This is a genomic window from Symbiopectobacterium sp., assembly GCF_051710365.1.
In the GTDB taxonomy this organism is placed as follows: Bacteria; Pseudomonadota; Gammaproteobacteria; order Enterobacterales; family Enterobacteriaceae; genus Symbiopectobacterium.
This window is the reverse complement of record NZ_JBPETA010000199.1, coordinates 1-5,436: the sequence shown is the minus strand read 5'-3', so window position 1 is coordinate 5,436 and position 5,436 is coordinate 1. Positions and strand designations below refer to the sequence as shown.

Annotated in this window: 3 protein-coding genes and 3 pseudogenes; 4 read left to right on the top strand and 2 right to left on the bottom strand. The window is 52.2% G+C overall.

Features of this window, described 5'->3' with window-relative positions; all coding sequences use genetic code 11:
* Positions 1–69: pseudogene (locus tag ACTBDZ_RS14730) on the top strand (surface-adhesin E family protein); the annotation flags it as partial.
* A gap of 55 nt (positions 70–124) precedes the next feature.
* Here ACTBDZ_RS14730 and ACTBDZ_RS14725 read toward each other — a convergent pair.
* Positions 125–427: pseudogene (locus ACTBDZ_RS14725) on the bottom strand (MlaD family protein); the annotation flags it as partial.
* Positions 405–1,467: pseudogene (locus tag ACTBDZ_RS14720) on the bottom strand (PqiA/YebS family transporter subunit); the annotation flags it as partial. The pseudogenes ACTBDZ_RS14725 and ACTBDZ_RS14720, both read right to left, overlap by 23 nt.
* 366 nt (positions 1,468–1,833) lie before the next feature.
* Between ACTBDZ_RS14720 and ACTBDZ_RS14715 the strand changes: the two are divergent.
* From ACTBDZ_RS14715 to prc, 3 genes are all read left to right on the top strand, one after another.
* Complete coding sequence (locus ACTBDZ_RS14715) at positions 1,834–2,340, top strand: GAF domain-containing protein (protein WP_438815877.1); 507 nt, start codon at positions 1,834–1,836, stop codon at positions 2,338–2,340.
* A gap of 84 nt (positions 2,341–2,424) precedes the next feature.
* The gene (proQ, locus tag ACTBDZ_RS14710) at positions 2,425–3,126 is read left to right on the top strand and encodes an RNA chaperone ProQ (protein ID WP_438815876.1); all 702 of its coding nucleotides are present in this window, start codon (positions 2,425–2,427) and stop codon (positions 3,124–3,126) included.
* Positions 3,127–3,146: 20 nt separating this feature from the next.
* Entirely contained in the window at positions 3,147–5,174 is a 2,028-nt protein-coding gene (gene prc / locus ACTBDZ_RS14705) for a carboxy terminal-processing peptidase (RefSeq protein ID WP_438815875.1), read from the top strand.
* Positions 5,175–5,436 lie beyond the last annotated feature (262 nt).

Below are 5,436 nucleotides of genomic sequence, written 5' to 3'. Positions count from 1 at the left end.
ATGGCGATGGTCAAAGCGCTTAACCGGATCACGCTATTAGGAATGCCGAACAGTATTCGCATCACGTAACAATCGACCCGATGGGGCACAGTCGTTACAAGTTCTGATTTATTCAACAAAGCCCCGTCACGCCTTTATTATCTGGAGTTACGGTGTAATCGTACACTTTTCCGACCGGGATCTTGCGGTAATACACCAGCGAGCCCGCGTTGAGCGACCCTAAATCATCGGCATGAAGATGGACCAGCAACTCCCCGCTGTTAACCCGGTATTTCGGTTGGGTATCCAGCGCAGAAAAGTGCGCTTGCGGCTCGCCGGGGCCGGGCATCATACCGATATAGTTACCGCCAACCAGGGCATCAAGGCCGGAAACGCCCGCCAATGAGGCTTTGGGGGTTACCAGCCAGAATTGAGTCCCGCTGCGTAATAGCGCGTTGTGTGCGCAGATGTATGCTCAACAGCAAGGTGCTCAGCACGATAACCTTGGTGAAGGGCACTAGTATACTGGCGATAAAAACTACCGTCGCGACAGGTACATTGCCGTTTGCCAGCGAGATAATGCCTGACAGGATGGTGTCCTCTTTGCGCGCGCCATTGACGTAGAGAATCGAGATGGGCAGCAGGTTGGCCGGCACCAGAAATACGATGGCGCTGATCAATGCCGCCCAGGATTTTTGCAGGCTGTGGCGCCGACGTGCTCGTAACGGGGTATGGCAGCGCCCCCGGGGGTCCGGCGCGCTGGTAAAATGGCAGGCCAGACACAGGCGATAACGTTCCGGGTTGATCACCGGATGCAGTCGTGGGTAGAAACGCAGCCAGAGCTGATCCGGATTGAGGTGAATCAAGGTTAACAGACTCAGCAGGGTCAAGGTGAGATAGGCCACCAGACCGTGGCCTATCTCAATATCGGAAAACTCGCGGATCTTGATGGCCGCAACGGCCAGCCCGACCAGATAAATATCGAGCATCATCCAGGCTTTCAATTTTTCCAGTAACAGCAGAATAGGCCGCAGATTCATACCAATGCGCGGGGCAAAAAAGAGATATAGCAGGGAAGCCATTAGTGTAATCGGCACGCCTACGGTACAGAACGCCACCATACTGGCGGTAACCGGGTGTCCTTGCTTGGTCATCTGCCAGATTCCTTCAAACAGGCTGGCATTGATCGCGACACCCAGCAACCGGATGTCGAGCAGGGGGGGCGGTATAGGCGAAAGGCATTAACAGCAGCATCGCCGTGGCCATCGCTGCCAGTCGTGTCATTGACCAGTTACGCCTGGAACCGACTCGGGTGGCACACTGTGGGCAGGTGGCATACTCCCCTTTGCGCATTGCCGGAAGCAGAAACAGCATGTCGCAGCCATGGCAACGGTGATAGCGCCCATAGGCAACGCAAGAGCGTGCCTGGGTGACGGGCGGGCGCGGAGCGCTATGCGTGGCAGAACCCACTATGCTGTATATTCTCATTACGCCGGATTGCGCTGTGAAGGTCGTCAGCATCATAGCCTACTTCCGGGCGTGCACGGTAATTGAATGTGTCGGGTCGGTTTCAGGAAAATCAGATGCCAGGGCAGGGGAATGAAATGTGCGCAATACGCTGACGAAGTGAATGTTGTTGTGGCATGCTGTGCAGTATGTCTCAATTCATCCTGTCACGTTTATGTGAATAAAAACGCAAAAGCGTATATCCTTCTTCTCTTGTGGGAGACCTTGCCAGTGTTGTCAGCAGGGTGATAGACATTGTGGGATGATGCCCCTGAGTTATCGATGCTTGTTGCGTCAATCGGTTAGGGGTGGCGTACTTCGGTATTTGGAAAAACTGAATTATTATTTATGAACAAACCATCATTTTATAGGGATCTTGTCAGCGATCTTACCGCACTGATTACGGGTGAACGCCGCTTTATCACTATTTTGGCCAACAGCAGTGCGCTTCTGTTTGAGCGCCTGGAGGGCGTCAATTGGGCGGGTTTTTATCTTCTGGATGATGACACGCTGTTTCTTGGGCCATTTCAAGGCCGGGTTGCCTGTGTGCGCATTCCTGCGGGCAAAGGCGTTTGTGGGCGCGCGATAGCGGAGAACCGCATTCAACGTGTCGATGATGTGCATGCTTTTCCTGGTCACATCGCCTGCGATGCCGCCAGTAATGCCGGGATCGTGTTGCCGCTTTCTGTGAACGGCCAACTGATTGGCGTGCTGGATATTGATAGCACGTCCTATGCGCGTTTTGACGCGGAAGACGAAGAAGGTCTTAAAGCGCTGGTCGCCGTGCTCTGCGCACAATTGCAACAGAGCGATGTGCTGATTTTTATCAATTCTCTCACGCAGAGAGAAGGATAACGTAGCAATTGCTGATGGCGTCATTATAATGTCGCCTGTTCATGCCTGCGCTGGTTGGCAAACCCGTTGTAATCAGGAAATTTCATGGAAAATCAACCTAAGTTGAACAGTAGTAAAGATGTCATTGCCTTTTTGGCAGAACGGTTTCCGCTTTGTTTCAACACTGAAGGTGACACTCGGCCTTTGAAAATCGGTATTTTTCAGGATCTTGTCACGCGTGTGTCAGAGACTGACAGTGTGAGTAAAACGCAATTGCGTTCTGCATTGCGCCTTTATACCTCCAGTTGGCGTTACCTGTACGGCATCAAGCTGGGTGCGCAACGTGTGGATTTGGATGGCAATCCGTGCGGTGAATTGGAACAGCAGCATGTCGATCACGCTCGCAAGCAGTTGGAAGAAGCGAAAGCGCGCGTTCAGGCGCAGCGAGCTGAGCAGCAAGCAAAACGTCGTGCTGCGGGTGAAACCACCGATCAACCTGCGCGTCAGCGTAAACCTGCTCCGCGCCGCGAGCGCCCAGCAGCCGACAGTGCTCCGCGTCAACCTCGTGCCACTGCGCCGCGTGCTTCTATGCCTCGCCAGCCCAAAGCGGCTACCGAGCGTGCGCCGCAACCGCAGCGTGTTAACGTGACGGGTATTACCGCCCTGAAAATTGGTCAAGAGATCAAAGTCAGAGCGGGCAAAGATGCCATGGACGCTACGGTGCTTGAGATTGCCAAAGGTGAAGTTCGGGTTCAACTGGCTTCCGGTCTGGCAATGATTGTGCGCGCAGAACACTTGCAGTTCTGATACGGAGGGCCAACCAGGGCATGAACACATTAATCCGAATGACGGTGCTTGCTGCAGCATTGCTTGCAGGCGTGAGCGTGGCCAAAGAAGCACCTGTCTCGCGCAGTGAGATGATCACGCGTGCAGATCAGATTCCCCAACTGCACCAGGAACTTCAGCATGCCACCGAGAGCGATCGCATCTCACTGCGTTTCTTACGCTCGCACTACCGGCAGATAGCGCTCGATGAACAATTTTCCGAGAAAATTTTCAACTGCTATCTCAACATGCTGGACTACAGCCATAACGTGCTGTTGGCCTCCGATATCGCCGAATTTGCCAATCAAAAAGGGCAGTTGGGCGAAGATCTGAAAGGCGGCAAACTGGACGTGCCCTATGCGCTTTACAATCTGGCGCAAAAACGCCGTTTCGAGCGCTTGCAATATGCCCTCTCCGTATTAGAGAAACCCATTGATCTCACAGGAACAGACACCATTGAGCTGGATCGCAGCAAATCGCCGTGGCCGCAAAATGTCGGTGAGCTGAACCGCCTGTGGGATGCCAAAGTAAAATATGACTGGCTGACGTTAAAACTCACCGGTAAAGATGACAAAGAGATCAAGGAAACGCTCACCAAGCGTTACCAGTTTGCCATCCGTCGTCTGGCGCAGAGCAACAGTGAAGACGTTTTTCAACTGGTGATGAATGCGTTTGCGCGAGAAATGGATCCCCACACCAGCTATTTATCACCGCGTAATACGGAACAGTTTAATACTGACATGAGCCTTTCTCTGGAAGGTATCGGCGCAGTGTTGCAAATGGATGATGATTACACGGTCATCAACTCCATGGTGGCGGGTGGCCCAGCGGCAAAAAGTAAAAGCATCACCGTTGGCGATCGCATTGTCGGCGTCGGACAAAACGGCAAACCGATGGTAGAAGTGATCGGTTGGCGGCTTGATGACGTGGTGGCATTGATTAAAGGCCCCAAAGGCAGCAAGGTGCGACTTGAGATCTTGCCCGGTGGCAAAGGCACCAAAACCGTCACTTTGACCCGTGAGCGTATTCGTCTGGAAGATCGCGCGGTGAAAATGTCGGTTAAAACCGTGGGCAAAGAGACCATCGGGGTGCTGGATATTCCCAGTTTTTATGTGGGCTTGACGGATGACGTCAAAGTGCAATTGCAAAAGCTGGAAAAACAGAATGTCAGCAGCATTGTGATCGACCTGCGTGGCAACGGTGGCGGTGCGCTGACCGAAGTGGTAGGACTTTCCGGTCTGTTCATTCCCAGCGGCCCTGTAGTGCAAATCCGTGATAACAACGGCAAGGTGCGTGAAGACAGCGATACCGATGGCGTGGTCTACTATAAAGGTCCACTGGTCGTGCTGGTCGATCGTTTCAGTGCGTCGGCATCAGAGATTTTCGCCGCCGCCATGCAGGACTATGGCCGTGCATTGATTGTGGGTGAACCGACCTTCGGTAAAGGTACGGTGCAGCAGTATCGCTCCTTGAACCGTATTTACGATCAGATGCTGCATCCAGCGTGGCCGGGATTAGGTTCCGTCTCCTACACCATTCAGAAGTTCTACCGTATTGATGGCGGCAGCACGCAGTTGCGCGGTGTCACGCCGGATATTCTGATGCCAACGGGCACAGAAGCGGTTGAAACCGGTGAGAAATTTGAAGATAACGCCTTGGTCTGGGACAGCATCAATGCAGCACGCTATGGCAAGCTGGGGGATTTGAAACCCTATATCAGTGCGTTGAAAGAGCAGCACCAGTCACGTATTGCCAAAGATCCTGAATTCCAATATATCATTCAGGATGTTGCCCGTTACAACGCCAATAAAGAGAAACGTAATATCGTTTCCCTTAATTACGCGCAGCGTGAAAAAGAGAATAACGACGATGAAGCATTACGTTTGAATCGTCTTAACGAACGCTTCAAACGCGAAGGTAAAAAACCGCTGAAATCTCTGGATGATTTACCCAAGGATTATCAGGCTCCGGATGCCTATCTGGAAGAAACGGTGCATATTGCCAGCGATTTGTCGCACAGCGTGAAATAACCTCATTTCGCGCAGTAAAGCCCCCTGTCACCCTAACGGTTGACAGGGGGCTTTTTTTTAGCGTTTTTTTGATGCTTTTATTCATCGCGGAAGGAGGAATGAGCGATATTTAATTTTTGTTTGATGTGTATCAAGTAACCGTCATTCCGCACCTACTTTAAGAATAAATTCGACGGTATCGCTCGCCGAGAACATCAACGATGGTCTTGTGAATAGAATTGAGGTTGGATACTTGTGGTGGTCTGTCACCAATACTGAACTC